Consider the following 22,685-nt stretch of genomic DNA (forward strand, 5'->3'; position numbering starts at 1 on the left):
GAGGGCGGCGGCGCGCCCGGGAGGGGCGGTGGTGGGCGCGCGCAGGCCGCTGCCCGAACGGCGTGGTCGGTGGGGAACGCGGGCGTCTCGAGAGGCGTTGCCGGTCGAGAGCGTCGCGATCCCTGTTGTCGGGCCGCGGCCGCTCTGATGGGATGCCGTGTCGTGCGCGTTCGAGCCATTACCTTCCTGAGGGCGCTGTTGATCGTGGTCGCCGTGCCTGGGGCGCTCGCCGCCTGCGGAAAGAAGGCGCCGCTCGGGTCTCCGTGCCGCGCGGACGACGACTGCGGGGCCGGACTCGCCTGCCACCGCGAGCAATGCCTGCACGAGGGGAGCGCCCGGCGCCTGCGCGACGAAGAGCAGCGCGCCTCGGGCGAGGGCGGAGCGCGGAAGGTCGGCGACCGCATCGAGGTCGAGTGGAAGGGGTCGTACAAGCCCGCGAGCATCACCGGCGTCGTCGCCCCCGGCTCCTACCGGGTCCACTTCGACGGGTACGACGCGCAGTGGGACGAGGTCGTGACCGAGGCGCGCATCAAGGGCGGCGCGCGCTCGGGCTCAGGGCAGCGGACGGCGGTGCCCGCGGCGAGCAGCACGCCGCGCTGAGCGGCGGACGGCGGCGTTCGGAGCACCTGGAGCTGCGGCTGGGGCTGACGGGGCACGAGCGCGATGACGAGCTGGGGCTGATCAACCTGAAAGGCCGGATCTACGATCCGGAGCGGAAGCGTGCGCTGACGCCCGATCCTGTGGTGTAGGCACCGCTGTTCGGTAAGTGCGGCACGAATAGGTGACAGAGAAATGGTGAGACTACGCGGGCATCCGTGCGAGATCTACTGACGAACAAGGGTGAGCTGCAACGCGATATTGGGCGGTCCTGCTGGTTCGTGGTCGCTATGCCGTCCTGGCGACCACCGTCGTCAGAACACCATCGCAGCCAGAATACTGGACCGATTGGCCGGTGCCGGCGAGACTTTGTAGGAGCAGAATCACAGGAGATCCCGCATCCACAAAGCGTAGACAGAGATTGCTCAGCTCGAGCCCAGTAGCATCGAAGAGCAGGTCGAACCCGGACCCATCACGATGCACGCCGGAGGCGAGCCATAAATACCGCGGAAGGCTCGTCGTCAACAGAAGCTCGCGGTCCCGAAGGCCGTTTCGCGTAAGGCATTCGGTCTTGTAATCGTTCACGGTGGTGAGTCGTATGTCCCATTCCAAATCATCAATGGCGCCCGGAGAACCGGATGGCGATCCCGTGGACTGCGAAAGCTCCGCGACCAAGCACTTCAAGTAATTGTCAAATGCGCGAATTTCACTGTAGATGCGCAAGAATGGCACGCGAATCTTGTGATACAGTGGAATCAGCAAGGCGTCCGGGCAAAATACCCGGCTGCCGATCGTGTCGTTGGACGCGCATTGCGAAGTCGAGAGCACGGGACAGGACGCTGGTCTCGCATGCGACCACCCCTTGGTAGTCGTTGCAATAAACTCCATGCGCGCGAAAGGCCCTACGCCATCGTCGTGAGCGTACAACTTTTGAATGCGAGACGAGCGCATCAGGAAACCGTCGCTCTCAGGTTCTGCTCGCTCGTCGCTCAGTCGGTAGCCTGTGATCGCTACGGCGTGCACGCCATGCTGGTCCCCAAGATCGTCGCGCTCCAGAACGTCGCCGTTGAGCAAAAGAGGTATACCCTTCGAAAGGTACGCGCGAATTGAGGCGAAGAAATATTCTGGGTAGGTGTCCATGACCCATAGCGGCTCAAGGTCGCACGACCGAACGGCGTCCGCCATCTGCACGAACATCAGACCGTCCCCTGCCGGGAAGGCTCGACCATCCAATGGGTTCGTGGCGGTGGCTTGCTGCGTAATTTCGGCGGGAGATGGGATTCGATGTTGAAAGAGCCTGCCAGTTCCCTGGAACATGGACCACAGAGCACTCGTCGCGCAGGCCGCCACTGCTCGGTCTTGCTCCTGAAACGGAATGGTGCGAACAGTGAGTGCAATGCCGAACAGGTTCGCCAGCTGCGTCCGAGCTGCCGGAAACTCTCTGCCGTCTTCAGTTGGGTAGGTGGCCAAACAGGTCCGGCCTATCACTCGCTGGGGGATGGGACGTACAACAATGAACCCGAGATAGCCCTGTTGAAGTGAGGGGCACTTTTGAAGGTCCCCCCGCAAGAGCTCTCTAAACTCGGCGGGCTCGATGTCGACTGTGAAGAAATGAAGTCGTCGACAGTACCGGCTGTAAGGCTGGAAGCACCGCACGTAGTATGCTGCGAAGTCCTCAAGGAAATCGTGGTCGACATATCCGTCTTCCACGACAATCGTGCGCGCTTGGAGCTGATTAAAGTACTCTTCGAAGTAGACGGCGTGGAGCTTCGCGTCGATCGACTCGCGGGTATTCTCGGGACCGTAGGCGAGCAACTCCCAGAGTGCGTCAGGCGCGTACTTCAGAACCCGAGGCTCCAACGTCGTCTCAGAGCGTGACACGTTTCTGGAGCAGCTTCGGATCGACTCGGCTGGCATCCTGCCGTTCGCGAATTCGCGAGAGCGTCGCCTCGGTAGCCTTGGCGAGCGCGCGCTTCCCTTCCTCGGAAGCTAGACGCCGCGCCAACTTGCGCGCAGCTTCCTCAATGCGCTGCATTCGCGGGTCGTTGCTCGTCACGTCGGGCCTCTCGCGGGGACTTATACTTCACGCGCTTACCCTTGGCAAGCGTTCAGGTGTTTCCCGTGGTCGCGTGGGGCACGCGTGGCCCGCCCGCAGGATGAGCGATCGCGCGGAGCGCGCGATCTCGGCCACGGCACGGATCGCGCTGACGACCGGACGGCGTCATGTACGGCTCCCACGCGGGCAAGCTCCGAATCGGGTGTTGCGCTGAGCGTCGCGGTGAGCGCCTCGGAGCGCTCCGTGTTCTCGCGCTTCGCATACGCGCCGTTCCTCGGCGTTCTCCTCGCGCTTTCGCTCGTGGTTCGAGCGGCGCGATCCGGCTCGATTTTCCTGCGCGCCCCCGTCGCGGCGGGCGCGCCCGCGCGTCATTTGCTGCCCGCGCGGATGAAATCCACGAACGCGCGAAGCGCGGCGGGCATGTGGCGGCGGCTCGGGTAATAAAGAAAGGGTCCTGAGAAACGCGACCACCAGCGCTCCAGGACCGGCTTCAGGGCGCCGCTCTCGAGGTGCGGGCGCAGCCAGTCCTCGAACCAGTAGAGGAGACCGGTGCCCGCGATCGCGGCGTCCACGAGGAGGTCCGTCGCGCTCCCGAGGCTGCCGACGAGCGGGCCGGTCGGGTCGACCTTCACGACCTCGCCGTCGCGCTCGAATTCCCACGGGCACAGCGCGCCGTTCGGGAAGCGGCCGCGCAGGCATGCGTGATCGAGGAGCTTGCGCGGATGGGTCGGGCGCCCGTGCCGCTCGAGGTAGGCGCCCGACGCCGCGAGCGCCAGGCGCTGCTCGCGCTGGCCGATCGGGACCGCGATCATGTCTTTCTCGAGCGTCTCTTCGTAACGAATGCCTGCGTCGCAGCCCGCGGCGAGGATGTCGACGAGCGTGTCGTCCGCCGTCACCTCGACGCGGATATCGGGATATGCGGCGAGGAACGGCGGCAAGATCCGCGGGAGCACGAGCCGCGCGGCGACGACGGGGACGTTCAACCGGAGCGTGCCGGCTGGCTTTTCGCTCGAGCTCTTCACGACGTCGAGCGCCGCTGCGATCTCGGCGAGCGCAGGACCGAGCCGCTCGAGGAGACGCGCGCCGGCCTCGGTCGGCGCGACGCTGCGGGTCGTCCGATGAAGAAGCCGAACGCCGAGCTCGCCCTCCAGCCGGCGCACCGCCTCGCTCGCGCTCGACGCGCTCGTGCCGCTCGTGCGGCTCGCCTCGCGGAAGCCGCCGGCGCGCGCCACCGCGGCGAAGACCCGGACGTCGTCGAGATCCACTGCCATTGTTCGCCTTTCCGTACGGGCCGTGCTGATTCGGGGCCCTTATCATACACCCCGTCGTGGCCTACCGTCGACAGCCATGACGAATCTAGACAAGGTCGGGACGTTCAAGATGGGCAGTCGCACGGTGAAGCGCTTCGGGTACGGAGCCATGCAGCTCGCCGGGCCGGGCGTGTTCGGACCGCCGAGAGACCGCGGTGCGGCGCTCGCCGTGCTGCGCGAGGCGGTGAAGAGCGGCGTCGATCACATCGACACGAGCGACGTGTACGGGCCGCACGTCACGAATCAGATCATCCGCGAGGCGCTGCACCCGTATCCGAGGGATCTGGTGATCGCCACGAAGGTCGGCGCAAAGCGCGGCCCGCAGGGATCCTGGGAGCCGGCGTTCGCCGCCGAGGACATCACGAGCGCGGTCCACGACAACCTCCGGAACCTCGGCGTCGACGCGCTCGACGTCGTGAACCTGCGCGTCCTGTTCGACGCGCAGGGACCCGCGGAGGGCTCGATCGAGGCGCCGCTCTCCGCGCTCATGAAGCTGCAGCGCGAGGGCAAGGTCCGCCACATCGGCCTCAGCAACGTGACAGCGAAGCAGGTGGAAGAGGGGCGCGCGATGACCGAGATCGTGTGCGTGCAGAACCTGTACAACCTCGCGCACCGGCAGGACGACGCGCTGATCGACAGCCTCGCCGCGGCGGGCATCGCGTACGTGCCGTTCTTCCCGCTCGGCGGCTTCACGCCGCTCCAGTCCTCGACGCTGTCCGACGTCGCGCGCCGGCTCGGCGCGACGCCGATGCAGGTCGCGCTCGCGTGGCTGCTGCGGCGCTCGCCGAATATCCTCCTCATTCCCGGGACGTCGAGCGTCGAGCACCTGCGCGAGAACCTCGCGGCGGCAGATCTCGAGCTGTCCGATGACGCGATGAAGGCGCTCGACCGTATCTAGAACACTCTCAAGGTCGCATTGTCCCGCTCATCTCGGGTGGAAGAAGGGGAGGGGACGCACAACAACTTCGATTGTGCAGACTCGAACCCTGCGACGCCCCCATGGCGCTGCCTTGGCAATGAATGGCCAGGGGATCGCCGGCATCGAAGGCGCCATGCACACGAGAACCACCCAGATTGTCGCGGTGTCGTTCGTCGCTCTCCTCGGCTGCTCCGACGCGGGGGGCGGAAACCTCGGCGGAGGCGGAGCTGGTCCTGAAACGACGACCGGCGCGGAGGGCGGCGCCGGGGGCTCGGGCGGCGAGAGCTCGACGTCGGGCACCGGCGGCGCCGGGGGCTCGGGCGGTGAGAGCTCGACGTCGGGCACCGGCGGCTCGGGTGGCGAGAGCTCGACGTCAGGCACCGGCGGCGCCGGGGGCTCGGGTGGCGAGAGCTCGACGTCAGGCACCGGCGGCGCCGGCGGCGAAGGGGGCAGCGCCGCCCTCGGGCCGTGCGGCACCGCAGGCACCTCGTTCGGCCCTCCGGGGGCCTTTCTCGATCTCGGTCACCAGAAAGGCCTCAGCCGGCTCTTCGTCTCCGGAAGCCGCGTGCTGAGCTGGGATTACGATCGCTGGATGCTCTGGGATACCGACTCCAGCGCTGCGATCGCCGACGGACACGCGCCGGGGGGCTTCGACCCCGGCAGCCCGAACCTCGGGATCCCGCCGTTCGAGCTGCCGGGCGGCGTGGCCCTCCGCGGCAACCTCGTGCTGATCCAGACGGACCCCGAGCACGCCTTCGAGCTGCGCAGCGCCATCGACGGCTCCGTCCTGGCCTCCGTGACCACCGAGTACGACCAGGCGGGGCTCGCGAGCGACGGCAGCTACGCCTGGACGCGCCGCCGGTCCACCAGCACGATCACGCTCTGGAGCACCGCGGGGGTCGAGCGCTGGTCCGCGGCGGTGAACCACCACGGCGAGGTCCACGCGGCGCCGGACGCGCTCCGGATCGCACCGGAGCCTTCTGTTCCGCTGCAAAATAGCATCGCCGTGCTCCCCGCCGACGGCTCGCCTCCCACGGTCACCCCCGAGCTCTCGGGCTCATTCCACTCCTGGTTCCAGGATGGCGAGCGGTTTCTCACCACCGTCGGCACGACGGTGCGCGTGTACTCGAAGGCGGGGATCCAGGAGGGCATCGTCAACCTGCCGTCGACCAAGCAACTCGCGGGGACGCGCGACTATTTCTGGATGCTCGCGGACAACAGAGCGGGCTCTCCGCTCATGGTCTATCGCGTCGGAGGCGGAGCCGTCCCCGTCGCCGAGTACCCTGACCGAGCCGACTTTCGCTACACGTTCGCGCCGACCGAGCGTGCGCTCGCCTTGCTCCACAAGCAAGCGTCGAGGCTCGACATCATCGATCTCGACGGCCCCGAGGTGACCCTGAGCGAACACGTGCCGCCGCTGGTCGCGAACGCCCGCGTCCACATCGACCAGGATCTGCGCCTGGCGGTCTCGAACGTGTACGGCGCGATCTCGTACAAGGGCACCCTCACCGATCCGGAGGGCTCGGGGCTGCTCGGCTGCGGCGCGCTCCACTCGGTCGCAGGCGCTCCCTCGGGGCACGTGGCCCTCGCGACGGGTTCGGGCAAGACGCTCGTCTATGATACGGCGGCGCTCGACGCCGGGCCCTCGGCGGTCGTTCCGTTCCACAGCAACAAGGTGCTGCTCTCGGCGGACGGCGGCCTGCTCGCGGCGCGCGCCGCCCTCGATCCGATGGTCACGGACACATCACTCCGTCTCTTCTCGCTGCCGGACGGCGCGCAGCTCGCCTCGCTCTCGCGCGAGGAGGTGATTCAAGACTTCTCGATGTCCTTCGACGGCAGCACGGTCGGCCGTACCTACCACGTCGACTCGTACAGGACGGAGCGCGTCGTGAGCGACTGGGCGGGCGGCGCGCCGCTCTTCCAGGACACAGGGCACCGGCCGGCGCCGCTCGTCTCCCCCGACGGTCACCACGTCGTCGTCACGGACTCCGCCCCCTCGGAAGGCTGCGGGTTCACGCAGCTCTACGAGGACGGCGCGCTCGTCAACGTGGTGCCCGGCTGCGCGATCGGCTGGCTCGACGACACCCACGTTCTCGTCCAGTCATACACCCGCTTCCTCCAGAGCAACCCCTGGACGTACCAGGCCTCCACGATCTACGACGAGCTCGGCAATCCGGTCGACGCGCCGCCGCTGCCGAGGATCCCTATCCGCACCGACTCCGGGGATGTGCGCGACAACTACGGGATCCAGCCGGTATCGGCGGCGGCGCTCTACTCGCGTTACGACGGCGTCGTCTATGACATCGAGACGGGGGCGGCGCTCGCGACCTTCCCGGGCTTGCGAAGCGCCGTCGCCGGCGCCTTCATGGTCCATCCGTGCGGCCACGGCGTGTGCGCAGAGAGCTACTGAGCCGGCGTGCGGCGCCCGGTTCAACCTCCGCCGGATTCCAGCAAGACGCGAACTCAAAAATCGACATCGGCCCGTGCCCAGACTGGCTCCCTCACGTTCTTCCCAGGGTGAAGGGGCCGGCGACAACGGCGGGCCGCTTCCGGGGCGCCGCGCTGCATGGGCCGGCCGGCTCCCCTCCATCCACACGTTGCGAGCTGCAGGGCTGGACCATGCGCACTACTTATCTCATCGCGTCAATTTTCCTTGCGACCGCGCTCCTCGCGGCCGGCTGCAAGACGGGGACATGCGCGGATGCCGTCGAGCACGCCGAGGCCTGCGGGGTCGACGGCCTCGAGCTCGAGGACGATCTCGTCGGCTGCTCCGATCACGAGGCGTGTCGCGCGTCGTGCGTGCTCGACGCGCCCTGCGACGAGATCAAGGCGTCTTTCGCCGGCGGCACGGACCGGAGCACGGAGGTCTGGCGCTGCTACGAGCAGTGCCCCATCTCTGATTGACGTCTGATTGACGGCCATTCCATCGATCGATGACGGCCCGGGGTGTGGCGAAAAGGGGTGGGGCGAAAAGGCGGGCGCGTCGCCGCAGGCGGCCGACCCGGGCGGCTGATGCCGGTCACCAGCCGGATTTCTCGTCCTCGCCCAGCACGCCGCCGATCAGGCCGGCCGCGCCGCCCACGGCCGCGCCGCCGGCGCCTCCGAGGAGGCCTCCGACGAGCGCTCCCTTGGCCGCGCCTCCGGCGAGCTCGTCCTCCGGGGAGGACTCCCTCGATTCTCCCTTCGCCGCCGGGTCCGCCTGCTCCTGCTGGGTCGTCGCCGGCGTCGGCTGATTCTTCTGCTGCTTTTTCATGTTGATCTTCGAAGCAAGCCTCGTACCAGCAGCGACGGCTGGCCGCCGGAGCGGGGCGCTCTCCGTTCGGCCCGGTGGATCGCGCCTGAGGTCGCCGCCTCGACGGGCAGGCGCGCTTCAGCACATGATCATGTTGCCGCGGTCACTCCACAGCCTGCGGGCAGATCGCGCAATCGTGGCTTGTCATGTCCGAGCTGCCTTGGATTTCCTTCTCCCCGGCGCGGCGCTTGCTCCTGCCTCGTTCCCCAGGCGCTCGACGAGGAGATCCACGAACGCCCGGACCTTGGCGGGCTGGTGGAGGTGGTGAGGGAAGACGACGAAGATCGATATCTCTTGCCCGACATGGCTCAAGAGCACAGGCTCGAGCCGACCGGCTGCCAGATCCGCTGCTACGGCGAAGTACGGCAGCATCGCGAGGCCGAGCCCGTCGACGAGCGCTTGCCTCAGCACGACGACATTGTCCACGACCAGGTTGCCCCTGACCGGCACGGCGAGCGTCTCCGCGCCGGACTCGAAGATCCACTCGCTCGACTGCCCCGAGAGACGGATGCAGTTGTGCTGGACGAGATCGCCGGGCACCTGCGGCGCGCCGTGGCGCGCGAGGTAGCCGGGCGAGGCATAGACCCCACGACGGTAAGACCCGATCTTGCGCGCGACACGCGCCTCATCGAGCTGCCGCGCAAAACGCACCACGACGTCGAAGCCCCCGCCGACGACATCCACGAGGCTGTCGGAGAGGGAGAGCTCGAGGCGGACCTGCGGGAAGCGCGCCGCGAAGTCGCCTAGCAAGGGAGCGATCTTCAGTATACCGAACGAGATGGGCGCCGACACGCGCAAGAGCCCCTCGGGGACCCGGCTCACGCCATGCATCGCGGACGCGGCCTCGTCGGCGGCTGTGAGGATACGCTCGCAGCTCTCGTAGAGCCGCACGCCCTCCTCGGTGAGCGCGAGGCGCCGCGTCGAGCGGTGGAGCAGCCGTACGCCGAGCCGCTCCTCGAGCGCCGCGAGCCGCGCGCTGACGACCGACTTCGAGAGCCCGAGCACGCTCGCCGCGCCCGTGAAGGACTTGCGCTCCACCACGCGCGCAAAGATCGCCATCGAGAGGAGATCGTCCAGGGAGGTGGTCAGCATTGTCCTGTGAGCAGAACAGTTTAACCGGCGGAGGACTCTACCGCAACGACGATGGCCGCTTCATCTTCAGGCCGTCGCCATCGCCATCCACGGCGCCCGCGCGGCGCTGCCGCCTGTCGCGGGCGCTGGCGAGACCTCGCGGCGCGAGGGCGGACGCTCGTTCGCTCATTCGCTCGTTCGCTCATTCGCTCGTTCGCGCGGGCACGACCTTTCACGGTCCTTGACGTCTCACCGAGGGGCGGCAGCCGCCCTGATAGTAAATGCATCTTACCGAAGGAGCTCTCATGAAATCGACCATGGCACTCTCCCGCTCGATCCTCCTGACGGCGCTGGGGCTCAGCGCATCTCTCGTCGCGTGCGGCGGAGACAACACCACGAGCAGCGGCAGCGGCGACAGCGTCTCGACGCCAGAGCTCAATGTTCACGCCGAGCTCGATGCAGCGAAGTTCCAGCTCCCCGAGGGGCTCTGGGTCACCGCCGACAGCAAGACGGCGTATATGGGCTATGCCCTGACCGGCGAGATCGTCGCCGTCTCGCTCGCTGACAACAAGGTGTCTGCCTTCGCCACCGTGCCGGCGCCGCCCGCGAACACGGGCTTCGTCACCGGCATCACCCAGTCTGCTGCCGGCGATCTCTACGTGGCCGCCGCGTCGCTCGACCCGGCGTCGTACGCGCCCGGCATCTACAAGATCCCGGCGGCGGGCGGTCCGGTGACCACGGCCTTCGCCGCCGACGCGGCCATGAACCTGCCCAATGGGCTCGTCTTCGACGAGGAGGGCAACCTCTTCGTCACGGACTCGGCCCTGGGCGCGATCTTCAAGATAAGCCCCGATGGCAAGACGGTGACCAACTGGCTCACCGACCCTTTGCTGAAGGGGGACATCGCCGCGACGAACCCCTGCAAGACGGTCCTCGGCATCCCGTTCGGCGCCAACGGCCTCGCGCTCTCGCGCGGCGCCTTCTACGTGGCCAATACGGACAAGGCGGCGCTCATCAAGATCCCGATCAAGGCCGACGGGACACCGGACGTCGCGGTCGAGTTCTCCACCTCGGATCCGGCGACATGCCTGCCGCTCCAGGGCGCCGACGGCATCACCGTGGACGCCGACGGGAGCATCCTTGTCGCCGGCAATGGGGGCAACGCGGTCGTCCGGGTCGGGACAGACGGCAAAGCGGCCGTGCTCGCCAGGGGCGGCTTGCTCGACGGGCCCGCGAGCGTCGCGCTCGCGACGTTGGGCTCGGAAAAGCACGCCCTCCTCACCAACTTCGGGCTCATCACGCTGCTGTCGATGAAGACCCCGAAGGTGGGCCTGCTCTCCTACGGCCCGCTCCCGTGATCGTCGCGAGCCTGGGCCGAAGACGGCTCGCCAGGCGCCGTCCCCGCGGAGCTTGACCCGGGCGAACGTTCCACGGCTCCCTATGCGCAGGATCCATGCACCGAATTCGTGATCTCGAGGAGCGACCGCACGAGCGGGTCGTTATCGTCCATGGCGCGCCACACCGCGCGGCCAAGGATGACAACATCGAGGTCCCGAACCGGCTTGAACACCACCCCGGCAAGGAGCGTCGGCGCGGCGCTCTCGGGAAACAAGCTGAGACCTTCGCCGCTCGCCACGAGCATGAGGATCACATCGCTGCTGGCCTCCTCGTGGGCCAGCTCGAGCGGTTGACCGTGCGCTCGGAAGGCGGCGATGATGTCGTCCTGGAGGCGCGGGCCCTCCTTGCGCGGGGGCCAGAGGAAGCGCTCCTGCTTCAGGTCCGCGACCCTCAGCGTGCGCCGTGCAGCGAGGCGATGGCTCCTCGACATCACGACGCCGACGCGCTCGCGATACAGCACGCGGAAGCGGAAGAGCGGGTTGTCCTCCGGCGAATGATAGCCGTACCCGACCGAGATCTTGCCATCGCGCAGCGCGGCGACCTGCTCCTCGCTCGGCAGCGGCCGAAGGCGCACCTCGACGCGCGGATGACGCGCGCGGAACGCCTGCACGATCCCCGGCAGAAGGAGGGTGTCCGCCAGGGCGCCGTCGAATCCGACCACGACCCTCCCGATACGGCCTTGCGCCGTCGCGCGGGCGTCCTCGACCGCGAGCGCGGCGCGAGCCAGGGTCGCGCGCGCACCTTCGAGGAAGCTCCGGCCGGCGGCGGACAGCTGCACCCCGCGTCCCGAGGGCACGAAGAGCTCGACGCCGATCTCCGCTTCGAGCTGAGCGATCTGCCGGCTCAAGGGCGACTGCGAGACGTGAAGCTGCTCGGCCGCCCTCCCGAAGTGCTCCGCTTCCGCGACGGCGATGAAGTACCGCAGGTGACGTAGCTCCATGTTTCAGATCTATCAGGTCTGAAACCGTTGCGATCAATGTCATGGTGGTCTCGAACGCGACGGTGCAGGCTGCTCGACATGAGGCGACACGAGAGAGGCCCTGCGGCTCACTCCGAGGCGAACCCGATGATGCAACGTCGCCCCGCCGGCGCGGCGCTCGTCGCCGGGGCGGTGATCTTCTTCCTCGCCGAGCTCATCGCCGCCGCGGCATGGACGGACCCTCCCTACAGCTACACGCATCACTACATCAGCAACCTGGGGGTCCGTGGCCCCCTCGAGGCTCTTGGCCAGTTCATGAACTCGCCGCTCGCGTGGGTCATGAACACCGGGTTCTTCCTCTTCGGGATCCTGTTCTTCCTTGGTGTCGCCGCGCTCGAGGGCCTGCGAGGCTGGCGCCGCTGGGCAGCGCTCCTCCTGGGAGCGCTCGTGGCGCTCGGCGGCGTCTTGCTGGCGCTCAACCCCGGCTCCGGAGAGCCGCCCGACGGCGCGGTCGACTATCACGGCCTGGGCGCCTTCGCGTCCATCGTCGGAGGCAACGTGCTCGCGATCTTTCTTGGTCGCCAGCGCCAGCAGATCGGAGTCACTCCGAGGGCCGGGAGGGCCATGGTCGTCCTCGGCGTGTTCGGGCTCGCCTCGATGGTGGCCTTCCTCGCGGTCGCCAGCTCGGGGGCCAACGTCCTCATCGGCCTCGTCGAGCGCTGCGCCGTCTATCCCATCCTGGTCGGCTTCCTCTGTGCGGGGACGTCGATCTGGAATCGCAGGACCGCTCATGCAGCTTCGCGACCTCTGCCTTCGAGCGCGGCGCACGCGCGGGCAGCGGCGTCGCGCAAAGCGAGCTCTACCTGACCGACGTCGTCGCGCAGGCCGCGAGCGCCGCGAGCCCTCCCACCTTTTGGCTGTAACCGGCGCGGTCGGCAAGTACACTCGCGCGCCATGCCCGTGGTCGCCCTGCTCCTCTTGCCATTTCTCGGGAGCGTGCTCACCGCGCTCCTGCCGACGCGGGCACGGTCCGAGCTCGCGGCCTGCGCAGGGCTCGTGTCGGCCGGCGCGGCGGCCTGGGTCATCAGCCTGTTCCCGCGGGTGCGTGACGGGGGCGTGGTTCGCGAGACGATCTCGTGGGTGCCTTCGCTCGGTCTCGATCTGGTCCTCCGGATCGACGGGTTCGCGTGGATGTTCGCCGTGCTCATCACCGTCATCGGCGCCCTCGTCTGTCTCTACGCGCGCTACTACATGTCCCCCGAGGATCCGGTGGCGCGCCTGTACGCGCTCTTCCTCGCGTTCATGGGCGCGATGCTGGGCGTCGTGATCTCGGGCAACCTCGTCCAGCTCGTCCTCTTCTGGGAGCTCACGAGCCTCGTTTCGTTCCTGCTCATCGGCTACTGGCATCACCGGGTGGACGCGCAGCGGGGCGCGCGCATGGCGCTCACCGTGACCGGCGCCGGCGGGCTCGCGCTCCTCGGAGGCGTGATCGTCCTCGGCCACATCGTCGGCAGTTACGATCTCGATGTGGCCCTCGCCTCGGGCGACAGCGTGCGGGCACACCCGCTTTACCCGGTCGCGCTCGTCCTCATCTTGCTCGGTGCGCTCACCAAGAGCGCTCAGTTCCCGTTTCACTTCTGGCTGCCGCGGGCGATGGCCGCGCCGACGCCGGTGTCCGCTTACCTGCACTCGGCGACCATGGTGAAGGCGGGCGTGTTCCTGCTCGCGCGGCTCTGGCCGGCCCTGTCGGGGACCGAGCTGTGGTTCTGGATCGTCAGCGGCGCGGGCATGACGACGCTCCTGCTCGGCGCGTACATCGCGATGTTCCAGAACGATCTGAAGCGGGTGCTCGCCTACTCGACCGTCAGCCACCTCGGCCTCATCACGCTCCTCTTCGGGCTCAACAGCTCGCTCGCCGCCGTCGCCGGCGTGTTCCACATCATGAACCACGCGACGTTCAAGGCCTCGCTGTTCATGGCCGCGGGCGTCGTCGACCACGAGACCGGGACGCGCGACATCCGTCGCTTGAATGGGCTGATCCGTGCGATGCCCCGCACCGGCACGCTGGCGCTCGTGGCGAGCGGCGCGATGGCCGGCGTGCCGCTGCTCAACGGCTTTCTGTCGAAGGAGATGTTCTTCGCCGAGACGGTGTTCCTGTCCGCGCACCCCTCGGTCGAAGTGGGGCTCCCGGTGCTGGCGACGCTCGCGGCGATCTTCGCGGTCGTGTACTCGCTGCGCTTTGGCTACGACATCTTCTTCGGCCCGCCGTCGACCGATCTCCCTCGCCAGCCGGAGGAAGCCCCGCGGTGGATGCGGACACCGATCGAGCTCCTCGTGCTCAGCTGCCTCATCGTCGGCGTCGCGCCGGCGATCTCCATCGGGCCATCGCTCGCGGCGGCCGCCCGCCCCGTGGTCGGCGGGACGCTCCCGGACTACAGCCTCGCCATCTGGCACGGCTTCAACCCGCCTTTCGTCATGAGCCTCGTCGCCATCTCGGGCGGCGTCGTCGGGTACCTCTGGCTGCGCAGGCATCAGGAGCAGGGGCGGCTCCAGGATACGCCCTTCGTCGCGCGGCTCAACGGAAGGCGGCTGTTCGAGGGCGCGCTGCTCGGGCTCACGCGCCTCTCGCGGAGGGCGCTCCGGCTCCTCGGGACGCGACGACTCCAGACGCAGATGTTCGCGATCATCGCGGTCGCGCTCCTCCTCGCGCTCCTCGCGGCGCAGGGCGTCCCGCTGGAGTGGGGCGACCGGGACAGGCTCCCCGCGTCGCCTGCGTTCGTGATCTTGTGGGGCATCGGCGCGGTCTGCGCGGTCGGCGCCGCCGTGATGGCGAAGTTCCACAGGCTGATCGCGATCACGTTGATGGGCGGCGCAGGCCTCGTCACCTGCCTGACGTTCATGTGGTTCTCGGCGCCCGACCTCGCCCTCACACAGGTCGTCGTGGAGGTCGTCACAACCATCCTGTTCCTGCTCGGGCTGCGCTGGTTGCCGATGCGCATCGAAGGAATCTCGAGGCCCGTCACGGCCCGCGACAGGGTGCGGCGCGCGCGCGATCTGCTGCTCGCGATCGGCGCCGGCGGCGGCCTCGCCGCGCTCTCGTATGCCATGCTGACCCGGCCGGCGCCTCACAGCATCTCACCGTTCTTCCTCAGCCGCGCGCTGCCGGAGGGCGGAGGCGCCAACGTCGTCAACGTCATGCTCGTCGACTTTCGTGCCTTCGACACGCTCGGCGAGATCACGGTCCTCGGCGCGGTCGCGCTCACGGTCTACGCCCTCCTGCGCCGCTTTCGGCCGCCCCCGGAGAGCATCGAGCAGCCCCAGCAGCAGAGAGCTTTGCCGGCCGACATCGTCACCGACCTCATGAAGCCGCGCACGGCCGAGGACGCCGAGCGCGGATACATGATGGTGCCGGCGGTCATCGCGCGCGTGCTCCTGCCGGTCTCCGCCGTCGTCGCGGCGCACTTCCTCCTTCGTGGGCACAACGAGCCAGGCGGCGGCTTCGTGGCCGGCCTCGTCGTCGCGATCGCGATGCTCATGCAGTACATGGTCTCCGGGGCGCTCTGGCTGGAAGCGCGCGCGCGCCTGCGTCCGGCGCGCTGGATCGCCGCTGGACTGCTGCTCGGGGCGACCACGGGCCTCGGCGCGCTCGCCGTCGGTTATCCCTTCCTCACGACCCACACGGCCCATGTCAGCCTGCCGCTGGTCGGCGAAGTCCACCTGCCGAGCGCCACCTTCTTCGACCTCGGCGTGTTCGCGGCCGTCGTGGGGGCGACGCTCCTCACCCTCACGGCGCTCGCCCACCAGTCGCTGCGCGCGCACCGGCGATCGACGCAGGGGCCGGCGTCGTCGACGAGCAGGGGCACGAGCTAGATGGAAGCCCTGCTCGCGCTCGTCATCGGTGTGCTCGGCGGAGCCGGGGTCTGGCTCGTGCTGCGCCCCCGGACCTTCCAGGTGATCATGGGGCTCACGCTGCTCTCGTACGCGGTGAACCTCTTCATCTTCAGCATGGGGAGCATCTTCATCGACAAGCCGCCGATCGTGCGACCTGGAGCGCCTGCCGATCTCCAGCACTACACGGATCCGATGCCGCAGTCCCTCGTGCTCACGGCCATCGTGATCGGCTTCGCGACCACGGCGCTCTTCCTCGTCGTGCTCCTCGCCTCGCGCGGCCTCAGCGGCACCGACCACGTGGATGGAACGAGGGAGGAGCCATGACCGAGCGCTTCCCGCACATCCTCGTCGCGCCCGTCGTGCTGCCGCTGATGACGGCGGCCGTGCTGCTCCTGCTCGGTGAGAAGCGCAAGCGCGCCAAGTCGATCGTCAACGTCGGCGCGGCCCTGGCGGGCCTCCTCGTGGCGCTGGAGATCCTGCGCGGCGCCGACGCCGGCGGTTCGTCCGGCGCCGCTCTCGTGTACCTCATGTCGAACTGGGAGGCCCCTTTCGGGATCGTGCTCGTCGGGGACCGGCTCTCGGCGCTCATGCTGGTGCTGGTGGGTGTGGTGAGCCTCTGCGCCGCCCTGTACGCCGAGGCCGCGTGGGGTCGCGCGGGCGCGTACTTCCATGCGCTCTTCCAGGTTCAATTGATGGGGCTCAACGGCGCCTTCCTCACGGGAGACCTCTTCAACCTCTTCGTGTTCTTCGAGGTGATGCTCGCGGCGTCGTATGGCCTGCATCTTCATGGGTCGGGGTGGCCGCGGGTGCGCTCGGGGCTCCACTACATCGCGGTGAACCTGCTCGCGTCGTCGCTCTTCCTCGTCGGCCTCGCGGTGCTCTACGGCGTCGTGGGCACGCTCTCCATGGCCGACATCGCCGAGAAGCTGGCGCTCGTCCCGGCGCGCGATCGCGGGCTCTTGCATGCAGGCGCGGCGGTCCTCGCCGTGGCGTTCCTCATCAAGGCGGCGATATGGCCCCTCAACGCCTGGCTGGTGCCGGCCTACACGGCCACGAGCGCGCCTGTCGCGGCGCTCTTCGCGCTGATGACCAAGGTGGGCATCTACGTGCTCGTGCGCTCGTGGACGCTGTTCTTCTCCGCGGGCGCTTCAGCGCAGTTCGGGGGGACAACCCTGCTCTACGCAGGGCTCGCGACCCTCGCCTTCGGCGCGATCGGCCTCATCGCGTCCATGTCCCTCGGGCGCATCGCGGGCTTCTCGGTGATCGTGTCGTCGGGGACGCTCCTCGCGGCGCTCGGGACGGGGACCCCCGCGGTGACGTCGGCGGCGCTGTTCTACATGCTGAGCGCCACGCTGGCGGTGAGCGCTCTCTTTCTCCTCGTCGAGCTGGTGGAGCGCATCGGCTCCGATGGACAGCGGCGGGCGCCGGACCTCGACGTGGAGCCGGGCGAGGACACGAACCTCGATGAAGAGGAGGCGCCGCTCGTCGGCCAGGCGTTTCCGGTGTCCATCGCGTTGCTCGGCCTGGCGTTCATGGTCTGCGCGCTGCTCGTCGCGGGGCTGCCGCCGCTCTCGGGCTTCGTCGCGAAGACCTCGTTGCTGACAGCCCTCCTGTCGCCCCGAGGGGACGGCCACGCGAGCGCCGGCGCCCCCGTCTCGCCCGCCGCGTGGATCCTCTTTGGGCTGCTGCTCCTCTCGGGGCTCGCGGCCACCATCTCCCTGGCCAGGGCGGGCATTCGACACTTCTGGTCGACGGCTGGACGGCTCCCGCCCCGCTTGAAGGGCGTCGAGGCCGCCTCCGTCCTCGGCCTCCTTCTCTGCTGCATCTTGCTCACGCCGTACGCTGAGCCCGTCCTGCGCACCACGAGCGCGACGGCCGCGGGGCTGCACTCGCCGAAGGCGTACATCGAGGCCGTCTTGTCGGCGAGGCCTCGTCCGGGGCCGACGCGCTCCGTGGTCGGAGAGGAGGGGGCACCGTGACTTTCCTCGGGAAGATCGTGCCCGCGCCGCTATTGTCCGCCGCTCTGTTCGCGTTGTGGCTGGCGCTGGCGCGCTCCACGAGCGCGGGCCAGATCGTCCTGGGGCTGGGGCTCGCGCTGGCGGTGCCGCTCCTCACATCGACCCTGCGGCTGACGAATGTCCGGGCGCGGCGGCCGCTGGTCGTCGTGCGCTTCATCCTGAGGGTCGGCTATGACGTCTTGCTCTCGAATTTCGAGATCGCCTGGGGCGTTGTCACATGGCAATGGCGGCGACCGCGGTCGAGGTTCGTGATCGTGCCCCTCGATCTGCGTGACCCCGTCGGGCTGGCCGCGTTATCCATGGTGACGACCGTGGTTCCGGGCACCGTGTGGTCGGAGCTCGCGCTCGATCGCCGCGCGCTCTTGCTGCACGTGTGGGATGTCGGTGATGAAGGCGCCTTCGTCGCCCGCTTCAAGGCTCGCTACGAGCAGCCTCTCAGGGAGATCTTCGAATGAGCGCACTCCTGTCTGGCGCGATTGCCTTCGCGCTCGGCTGCTACGCCGTCGCGTCGGTCCTGGTGGTCATCCGGTTGATCCGGGGGCCGCGGGCGCAGGATCGCGTGTTCGCGCTCGACCTGCTCTACTTCCACGCGATGCTGGTCATGCTGGTGCTCGGCATTCGTCACCGGAGCGACACGTACTTCGAGGCCGCGTTGCTGATCGCGCTCTTCAGCTTCGTGAGCTCATCCGCGATGGCGAAGTTCATCCTGCGCGGGGAGGTGATTGAATGAGCCAGCTCCCCCTCTGGGTCGAGGCGGCGGTCGCTGCGCTGCTCGTGCTGAGCGGCCTGTTCGTGGTCATCTCCGCGTTCGGGTTCCTGCGCCTGCCAGACTTCTTCCTGCGCATGCATCCTCCTGCGCTGGCGTACACCTTCGGCAGCTGGTGCGTGGCGCTGGCAGGCATCCTCTACTCCTCGATGATCGAGTCCCGGCCCGTGCTGCACCCGTGGCTCATCGTCATCATGCTCTCCATCACGGTCCCTGTGACCACGCTGCTCCTGGCACGTGTGGCGCTGTTCCGCCGCCGCGCGGCGGGAGCAGCCGACGCTCCGCCTCCGCTCACGCCACACCGCGACCCCTGAGGGCGGTTCGAGGCCGGGGAGTCAGTCCGCGCGCGGCCGAGCAGGCACGATCAGCACGTCGCTGGCGACCTGACGCAGCACGTCTCCAGCGACCGTTCCGAGGAAGGCGTGAGCGACCCCGGAGTAGCCGTGGGTGCCGAGCACCAGGAGGTCGCTGTCTGCCTTCTTGACCGCCTTCTCGATCACGCGCCGGGCGGAGCCGCATCGAACATGCATCTTCCAGGGCGGCGCCTCCGCTGGCCGCACCTTCGGCTGCGCGAGCGAGGCAGCGAGCAGCTCCACGAGCTGCTGTGTAGCTGCTCGCTCGAGCTCGCTGCTCCATGCCTCTGCGTCCTCCTCCGAGAGGCTGCGATAGATGGCTCCGCGATAGGGCGTGTCGAACGCATGGATCACCGTGACACGCGGCCGCGGGGGCGGAATCAGCCGGAGCATCAGCTCGAGCACCTCCGTGGATCCTTGCTCGAGATCGAGGGCGACCGCGGGCCGGCTGTACGCCGCGCGAGGAGCCAGCCGGACCGCCAGGACCGGGAGCTGCCCGCGGCGGATGACACGCTCCGCGGTCGAGCCGAGGAAGGTGTCCCGGAGCGCGCGGCTGCCGCCGCGACCCATGACGATGAGCTCGGCCCCCGTCGAGGTCGCGCAGCCTGCGATCTCCGCGGCCGGGGTGCCGACCTTCACCACCGGTTCGACGTCGACGCCCTCGGGCAGCGCTTTTGCGAGATGCCGCGCTTCGTTCACGAGTGATCTTCTGGCATCCTGCTCGGCGCGTTCCTGGGCCCTGGCGGGGAGGTTGCCGGGAACGACGTGGAGCAGCGTGACGCGAGCTCCATCGGCCAGAGACAGAAGTGCGACTCGGCCGAGGACGCGGTCCGCAATGGCCGTCAGATCGACGGGGACGAGCAGCGAATGGAAGCGCCCGGCCTCGTCCATTTCGGGCTGCCCGTTGCTTGCCCCCGGCTCCTTCAGACTCTCGGTCATCGTGTGGCCTCCTCTCCATGAAGCAGGTCCCTTTTCGGAGAACGCCCTCCACCGCGCCAGGAACAGCCGATCTAGGCGCGACGGCCGCCTCGGGCGAACGCGCCCAGGCCCCTGGCGAGCGCCGTCGTCACGAGCGCCGCGGCGAGGCCAAGGATCCCGAGATCGGCGAGGCCGTGGTTCCGCAGCGCGACCGCCCCGACGATGCAATCGCCCACGAGCAGGACCACGAGCGAGAGGCCGAGGTGAAAGCGGCGCGCGTCGTCGTGTGGCCACCCGGGTTCGGGCTCGGCACTGGCTCCTCCGCACGCCCGGATCCCGGCGGCGATCCCCAGGAGAAGCACCGCATATCCGGCGCCGAGCAGCGCCTCCGGCGCGACGCTCACGACAGGTCGCCCTGCCCCGCGCCCGAGGGCGCTGCCCTCCCGGCGCTGTCCGGGGGCGCCTCGATCTCGGTGAAGAGGTTGTCCTGGGCCTCCGGTCCCGCGAGCTGCGGAACGCGATGGCGGACGCCGCGGTAGGCGAGGAGGAGCAGCGGCAGGGTGCCGCCGACGATGAAGAGCACGTCGCCCGGCAGGCGCATCCACTCCATGAGGCGGTTCGTGGGGTTCGTCAGGTACTGGAGCTCCCGAGCCTCGAAATATCCGTAGCTCACCGCGTGGTGGAGCTGCATGAGCCCGAGCGGGAACAGCGTGGCAAAGACCATCCACGCGAGCCCGACGTTCAGCGACCAGAAGCTGATCTTGGCCGCCCTGTCGGACCACCGCGCGGCGGGCATCAGGTAGCGCAGCGCGAAGAGCGCGAGCCCGGCGGCCAGCATGCCATAGACGCCCATCATCGAGGCGTGCCCGTGGTTGGCGGTCAGCGCGGTGCCGATCTCGTAATAGGACACGATCGGCAAGTTGATCAGGAACCCGAAGATCCCGGCCCCCAGGAAGTTCCAGAACCCCACGGCCACCAGGAACATGATCGCCCAGCGATGCGGGAAGGGCTTCGCCGACTGCCCTCCTTGCGCGATGCCCAGGCGGAGGAAGGTCCACGCCTCGACCGTGAGGAAGGTCAACGGGATCACCTCCGCGGCCGAGAAGAAGGCGCCGAGCGCCATGTGCTCCACGGGCGTGCCGGAGAAGTACAGGTGGTGCATGGTGCCGATCACCCCGCCCGCCGAATAGAGGATGACCTCCAGGTAGATGAGCCGCAGCGCGATCGCCTCGGCCACCACCCCGAGCAGGACGAAGAGATAGGCCACCATGAGCGTGGTGAACAGCTCGAGGAAGTCCTCCACCCAGAGGTGCACCACCCAGAAGCGCCAGAAGTCGGTGCTCGTGAAGTTCGCGCGCGGGTGCGCGAGGAGGCCCACGGCGTAGAAGGCCGGGATGGCCAGCGCGGCGAAGAAGAAGAGCCAGGGCATGTTGCCCCGGTGCTCGACGGCGAGCCGACCCCGGAGCCCGCGGAAGAGCAGCGCCACCCAGGCGAACAGGCCGAGCGTCAGGAGCACCTGCCAGAAGCGGCCCAGATCGAGGTACTCGAACCCCTGGAGCGCGAACCAGATGCTGTCCGACGCGCCGTGGATGCCGAGGAGCTCGCCGAGGAGGCTGCCCACGACAACGATGACGAGCGCCCCGAGCAGGCCATAGGCGAGCCAGCTCTGGCCTCTCGGCTCGCGCCCGCTGATCATGGGCGCGATGAAGATGCCCGCGCCGAGATAGGAGACCGCGACCCAGAAGATGGCGAGCTGCAGGTGCCACGTGCGCACCAGGTTGAAGGGGAAGGCCCCGGCCAGGTTGAACCCGAAGAAGCTGGACAGCTCGGCGCGATAATGCTGCGTGGCGCCTCCGAGGACGGACTGGAGGGCGAACAGCAACGCCATGATCAGGAAGAACCACGCCGTCGCGCGCTGGGCTGGGGTCAGGGCGACCTCGCCCGGCTGGCGGAAGCTGAGCCGGTGCCCTTCCCGCCCGTGCCAGCCGAGGAAGCGCCATCGCCCGAAGGCCGCGAAGAGCAGGCCTGTCCCGCCGAGGAGCGCGATGAGCGAGAGCACGCTCCATACCACCAGCTCGCCCGTGGGCTGGTTCCGGACGAGCGGCTCTGGAGGCCAGTTGTTCGTGTACGAGTAGGCCTCTCCGGGGCGCTCCGCCGCGGCGGTCCAGGCCGTCCAGGCGAAGAACGAGGTGAGCTGCGAGAGCTCGCGCGCGTCCGAGAAGAGGCCGGTGCGCAGGCCGTGCTTGCCGCTGGGCTGGGCGAAGAAGCGCCGATAGTGATCCTTCAGCAGCTCGAAGGCCTCCGCCTGGGCATCGGTGAAGACCAGCGTGCCTGTCGCGGGATCATGGCGGTTCTGGCGAAAATCGCCGACGGTGCGCGCGAGCGCCTCCGCCGAGCCCACGCCGCCGTGGCGAGAGGCGGCGTGGGAGGCGGCCCGGCGGAGGTAGTCGGCGGTGAAATCCGGGCCGAGGTAGGCGCCGTGGCCGAAGACGGATCCGTATTCCATGAGCCCGTTCCGCAGGAACAGCTCCTGACCCGTGAGCACGTCGTCGCCCGTGAACAGAACGCGCCCCGCGGGGTCGACCACCCGGGCGGGGATGGGCGGCTGTGCCGCGTAGGTGCGGTAGGCGAGCAGGCCGAGCACGAAGAACCCGAACAGGAAAACGAGGGCCGTCGCCTGGACCCAGCCGCGCGAGATGAGGAGGTTTCGCCGTTCGGAGGAGCGCGCCATGGAAATGCCGGGAGCAAGCCGAGGAGGGCCCACCCGTTCTCCGAGATGACGGCCGAGGAGGCTGCGTTGCGCATCAGCTCCGTGGGCGGCAAGATCGCCATGACCGCCTAGGGTCCGTACGCAGGTATGAATTTCGCGCTCGAAGAGGTAGCAGCTCGGATGGCGTCCGGACTTCCTAGCCCGACCGCGGGAGGTCGCCCCGAGAGGCGAGCCGCCAAGGCGCCAAGGGCGCCAAGGAGCCAGGGAAAGAAGAGGTGGAATGCCGGGATGGCCCTCCCCCTCTTCACTTGGCGGTCTTGGCGCATTGGCGGTTTTTCTGCTGATTCGAGGCGACTTCCCGCAGTCGTGCTGGCGCCGAGAAGTTGGCCGAATTTTCGCCGCCCCTCGCAGCGAGGTGCGCCTGCATGGTCTTTGGAGGATTCAGCTTCGGGTTGACAGGGGCGATC

The 22,685-nt window shown here is 68.6% G+C and carries 21 protein-coding genes; 12 read left to right on the top strand and 9 right to left on the bottom strand.

Going from position 1 to position 22,685, the window contains the following annotated elements:
• The first annotated feature begins 162 nt into the window (after positions 1 to 162).
• Positions 163 to 600, top strand: coding sequence for a hypothetical protein (locus WMF45_RS47660; protein ID WP_437713645.1), 438 nt, complete (start codon positions 163 to 165; stop codon positions 598 to 600).
• 285 nt (positions 601 to 885) lie between these two features.
• Here the strand turns inward: WMF45_RS47660 and WMF45_RS47665 are convergent, their stop codons facing one another.
• The 3 genes from WMF45_RS47665 to WMF45_RS47675 all read right to left on the bottom strand — a co-directional run bounded on the left by WMF45_RS47665 (position 886) and on the right by WMF45_RS47675 (position 3,924).
• A complete protein-coding gene (locus WMF45_RS47665; RefSeq protein WP_437713647.1) occupies positions 886 to 2,412 on the bottom strand; it encodes a hypothetical protein in 1,527 nt (508 codons plus the stop codon).
• Between the two features lie 52 nt (positions 2,413 to 2,464).
• Positions 2,465 to 2,653, bottom strand: coding sequence for a hypothetical protein (locus WMF45_RS47670; protein ID WP_437326232.1), 189 nt, complete (start codon positions 2,651 to 2,653; stop codon positions 2,465 to 2,467).
• 368 nt (positions 2,654 to 3,021) lie between these two features.
• A complete protein-coding gene (locus WMF45_RS47675) occupies positions 3,022 to 3,924 on the bottom strand; it encodes a LysR family transcriptional regulator (RefSeq protein ID WP_437713649.1) in 903 nt (300 codons plus the stop codon).
• A 76-nt stretch (positions 3,925 to 4,000) separates the two neighbouring features.
• Between WMF45_RS47675 and WMF45_RS47680 the strand changes: the two genes are divergently transcribed.
• The 3 genes from WMF45_RS47680 to WMF45_RS47690 all read left to right on the top strand — a co-directional run bounded on the left by WMF45_RS47680 (position 4,001) and on the right by WMF45_RS47690 (position 7,786).
• Entirely contained in the window at positions 4,001 to 4,861 is an 861-nt protein-coding gene (locus WMF45_RS47680) for an aldo/keto reductase family oxidoreductase (RefSeq protein ID WP_437713651.1), read from the top strand.
• Positions 4,862 to 5,015: 154 nt separating this feature from the next.
• Positions 5,016 to 7,292 carry a hypothetical protein gene (locus WMF45_RS47685; RefSeq protein WP_437713653.1) on the top strand — a complete coding sequence of 759 codons (2,277 nt, stop codon included), beginning with the start codon at positions 5,016 to 5,018 and terminating at the stop codon, positions 7,290 to 7,292.
• A 209-nt stretch (positions 7,293 to 7,501) separates the two neighbouring features.
• Complete coding sequence (locus WMF45_RS47690) at positions 7,502 to 7,786, top strand: hypothetical protein (protein ID WP_437547448.1); 285 nt, start codon at positions 7,502 to 7,504, stop codon at positions 7,784 to 7,786.
• Between the two features lie 115 nt (positions 7,787 to 7,901).
• Here WMF45_RS47690 and WMF45_RS47695 read toward each other — a convergent pair whose 3' ends face one another.
• Both WMF45_RS47695 and WMF45_RS47700 read right to left on the bottom strand, forming a co-directional pair.
• Positions 7,902 to 8,135: a hypothetical protein gene (locus tag WMF45_RS47695; RefSeq protein ID WP_437713654.1), complete on the bottom strand. Its 234-nt coding sequence runs from the start codon at positions 8,133 to 8,135 to the stop codon at positions 7,902 to 7,904.
• Between the two features lie 183 nt (positions 8,136 to 8,318).
• A complete protein-coding gene (locus WMF45_RS47700) occupies positions 8,319 to 9,266 on the bottom strand; it encodes a LysR family transcriptional regulator (protein WP_437713656.1) in 948 nt (315 codons plus the stop codon).
• A 284-nt stretch (positions 9,267 to 9,550) separates the two neighbouring features.
• On the opposite strand from WMF45_RS47700, the gene WMF45_RS47705 reads away from it, so the two are divergent.
• Positions 9,551 to 10,603: an SMP-30/gluconolactonase/LRE family protein gene (locus WMF45_RS47705; protein WP_437713658.1), complete on the top strand. Its 1,053-nt coding sequence runs from the start codon at positions 9,551 to 9,553 to the stop codon at positions 10,601 to 10,603.
• 80 nt (positions 10,604 to 10,683) lie between these two features.
• On the opposite strand, the gene WMF45_RS47710 is transcribed toward WMF45_RS47705, so the two are convergent.
• The gene (locus WMF45_RS47710) at positions 10,684 to 11,583 is read right to left on the bottom strand and encodes a LysR family transcriptional regulator (protein WP_437713660.1); all 900 of its coding nucleotides are present in this window, start codon (positions 11,581 to 11,583) and stop codon (positions 10,684 to 10,686) included.
• Between the two features lie 126 nt (positions 11,584 to 11,709).
• On the opposite strand from WMF45_RS47710, the gene WMF45_RS47715 reads away from it, so the two are divergent.
• From WMF45_RS47715 to WMF45_RS47745, 7 genes are all read left to right on the top strand, one after another.
• Complete coding sequence (locus WMF45_RS47715) at positions 11,710 to 12,429, top strand: DUF998 domain-containing protein (RefSeq protein ID WP_437713662.1); 720 nt, start codon at positions 11,710 to 11,712, stop codon at positions 12,427 to 12,429.
• 87 nt (positions 12,430 to 12,516) lie between these two features.
• Positions 12,517 to 15,432, top strand: a complete 2,916-nt coding sequence (locus tag WMF45_RS47720; protein WP_437713663.1) for a monovalent cation/H+ antiporter subunit A — start codon at positions 12,517 to 12,519, stop codon at positions 15,430 to 15,432.
• On the top strand, positions 15,433 to 15,777 hold the full coding sequence (locus WMF45_RS47725) for a Na+/H+ antiporter subunit C (protein WP_012241187.1): 345 nt from the start codon (positions 15,433 to 15,435) through the stop codon (positions 15,775 to 15,777).
• Entirely contained in the window at positions 15,774 to 17,432 is a 1,659-nt protein-coding gene (locus WMF45_RS47730) for a monovalent cation/H+ antiporter subunit D (protein ID WP_437713665.1), read from the top strand. Before WMF45_RS47725 ends, WMF45_RS47730 begins: the two co-directional genes overlap by 4 nt.
• Complete coding sequence (locus WMF45_RS47735) at positions 17,429 to 17,926, top strand: Na+/H+ antiporter subunit E (protein WP_437713667.1); 498 nt, start codon at positions 17,429 to 17,431, stop codon at positions 17,924 to 17,926. The genes WMF45_RS47730 and WMF45_RS47735 overlap by 4 nt, the downstream gene beginning before the upstream one ends.
• On the top strand, positions 17,923 to 18,201 hold the full coding sequence (locus WMF45_RS47740) for a K+/H+ antiporter subunit F (RefSeq protein WP_433927343.1): 279 nt from the start codon (positions 17,923 to 17,925) through the stop codon (positions 18,199 to 18,201). Before WMF45_RS47735 ends, WMF45_RS47740 begins: the two co-directional genes overlap by 4 nt.
• Positions 18,198 to 18,551, top strand: coding sequence for a Na+/H+ antiporter subunit G (locus tag WMF45_RS47745; RefSeq protein WP_437713669.1), 354 nt, complete (start codon positions 18,198 to 18,200; stop codon positions 18,549 to 18,551). The genes WMF45_RS47740 and WMF45_RS47745 overlap by 4 nt, the downstream gene beginning before the upstream one ends.
• A gap of 21 nt (positions 18,552 to 18,572) precedes the next feature.
• On the opposite strand, the gene WMF45_RS47750 is transcribed toward WMF45_RS47745, so the two are convergent.
• The 3 genes from WMF45_RS47750 to WMF45_RS47760 all read right to left on the bottom strand — a co-directional run bounded on the left by WMF45_RS47750 (position 18,573) and on the right by WMF45_RS47760 (position 22,239).
• Positions 18,573 to 19,529: a universal stress protein gene (locus WMF45_RS47750; RefSeq protein ID WP_437713671.1), complete on the bottom strand. Its 957-nt coding sequence runs from the start codon at positions 19,527 to 19,529 to the stop codon at positions 18,573 to 18,575.
• 71 nt (positions 19,530 to 19,600) lie between these two features.
• Positions 19,601 to 19,912, bottom strand: a complete 312-nt coding sequence (locus tag WMF45_RS47755) for a hypothetical protein (RefSeq protein WP_437713673.1) — start codon at positions 19,910 to 19,912, stop codon at positions 19,601 to 19,603.
• On the bottom strand, positions 19,909 to 22,239 hold the full coding sequence (locus WMF45_RS47760; protein ID WP_437713675.1) for a nitric-oxide reductase large subunit: 2,331 nt from the start codon (positions 22,237 to 22,239) through the stop codon (positions 19,909 to 19,911). The genes WMF45_RS47755 and WMF45_RS47760 overlap by 4 nt, the downstream gene beginning before the upstream one ends.
• Positions 22,240 to 22,685: the final 446 nt, after the last annotated feature.

The organism is Sorangium sp. So ce448, from assembly GCF_051520915.1.
GTDB classification, from domain to species: Bacteria; Myxococcota_A; Polyangia; order Polyangiales; family Polyangiaceae; genus Sorangium; species Sorangium cellulosum_B.

Coding starts and splice junctions, on each gene's coding strand:
- WMF45_RS47675 (WP_437713649.1), bottom strand. CDS start 3,924: ATGGCAGTGGATCTCGACGACGTCCGGGTCTTCGCCGCGGTGGCGCGC.
- WMF45_RS47680 (WP_437713651.1), top strand. CDS start 4,001: ATGACGAATCTAGACAAGGTCGGGACGTTCAAGATGGGCAGTCGCACG.
- WMF45_RS47685 (WP_437713653.1), top strand. CDS start 5,016: ATGCACACGAGAACCACCCAGATTGTCGCGGTGTCGTTCGTCGCTCTC.
- WMF45_RS47690 (WP_437547448.1), top strand. CDS start 7,502: ATGCGCACTACTTATCTCATCGCGTCAATTTTCCTTGCGACCGCGCTC.
- WMF45_RS47695 (WP_437713654.1), bottom strand. CDS start 8,135: ATGAAAAAGCAGCAGAAGAATCAGCCGACGCCGGCGACGACCCAGCAG.
- WMF45_RS47700 (WP_437713656.1), bottom strand. CDS start 9,266: ATGCTGACCACCTCCCTGGACGATCTCCTCTCGATGGCGATCTTTGCG.
- WMF45_RS47705 (WP_437713658.1), top strand. CDS start 9,551: ATGAAATCGACCATGGCACTCTCCCGCTCGATCCTCCTGACGGCGCTG.
- WMF45_RS47710 (WP_437713660.1), bottom strand. CDS start 11,583: ATGGAGCTACGTCACCTGCGGTACTTCATCGCCGTCGCGGAAGCGGAG.
- WMF45_RS47715 (WP_437713662.1), top strand. CDS start 11,710: ATGATGCAACGTCGCCCCGCCGGCGCGGCGCTCGTCGCCGGGGCGGTG.
- WMF45_RS47720 (WP_437713663.1), top strand. CDS start 12,517: ATGCCCGTGGTCGCCCTGCTCCTCTTGCCATTTCTCGGGAGCGTGCTC.
- WMF45_RS47725 (WP_012241187.1), top strand. CDS start 15,433: ATGGAAGCCCTGCTCGCGCTCGTCATCGGTGTGCTCGGCGGAGCCGGG.
- WMF45_RS47730 (WP_437713665.1), top strand. CDS start 15,774: ATGACCGAGCGCTTCCCGCACATCCTCGTCGCGCCCGTCGTGCTGCCG.
- WMF45_RS47740 (WP_433927343.1), top strand. CDS start 17,923: ATGAGCGCACTCCTGTCTGGCGCGATTGCCTTCGCGCTCGGCTGCTAC.
- WMF45_RS47745 (WP_437713669.1), top strand. CDS start 18,198: ATGAGCCAGCTCCCCCTCTGGGTCGAGGCGGCGGTCGCTGCGCTGCTC.
- WMF45_RS47750 (WP_437713671.1), bottom strand. CDS start 19,529: ATGACCGAGAGTCTGAAGGAGCCGGGGGCAAGCAACGGGCAGCCCGAA.
- WMF45_RS47760 (WP_437713675.1), bottom strand. CDS start 22,239: ATGGCGCGCTCCTCCGAACGGCGAAACCTCCTCATCTCGCGCGGCTGG.